This is a genomic window from Mesorhizobium sp. M7A.F.Ca.US.014.04.1.1, from assembly GCF_003998745.1.
In the GTDB taxonomy this organism is placed as follows: Bacteria; Pseudomonadota; Alphaproteobacteria; order Rhizobiales; family Rhizobiaceae; genus Mesorhizobium; species Mesorhizobium ciceri.
This window is the reverse complement of sequence record NZ_RZRW01001350.1, coordinates 1-604: the sequence shown is the minus strand read 5'-3', so window position 1 is coordinate 604 and position 604 is coordinate 1. Positions and strand designations below refer to the sequence as shown.

The 604-nt window shown below is 63.9% G+C and carries 1 protein-coding gene; it reads right to left on the bottom strand.

The genetic code is table 11. From position 1 onward, the window contains the following. Nucleotides 1-35: 35 nt before the first annotated feature. The coding region (locus EOA22_RS36495) for a YaiO family outer membrane beta-barrel protein (RefSeq protein WP_127390760.1) at nucleotides 36-604 on the bottom strand (569 nt) is incomplete at its 5' end.

Below are 604 nucleotides of genomic sequence, written 5' to 3'. Positions count from 1 at the left end.
GAGCAGGATGGATAAGTGCCAGATGTACAACATGATCAGAACCGCGTGGTTAGGCCGAGCCCGAATATGGTTCGGTCGAATGTCGGGCGCTGCTCATGGGCGAGGCTGCCGCGCAGCGTCAGCGGATCGGTGGCGTCCCAGGAGATGCCGCCAAAGACGGTACGCGTCGGCACCAGCGCGCCGTCGGAGATCTCGGGGGCATCTGCATAACCACCAAAAACGTTGACGGCCGGGGTGACTGCAAGATCGGCCCGCAGCACATAGCCATCGGCGCGTGTGCCGATATCGTCGGCTGGGTGAACCCAACGGGCCGAAAGCCCCAGCCGGCCGTCCAGGACATAGGCCTGCACCCAGGGCGAGATTGTGGTGACCTCGGCGGTGACGAAATTGTCATAGCGAGCATCGATGTTGAGCGAGAACGGACCGAGCGCTTTCGCGGGCGCCATGATCTGCCACGAAGCGCCGGCGCCGATCGAATATCGGGCCAGGAAATCGGCATCCGGCGTCGCCGCTGCCAGCACATAGGCCGAAACCGTCGGCGAAAAGGCCTGGTCGATGCGGCCGTCGATCTGAACATCGGTGCGACCGTAGCGGGTCGCCATCC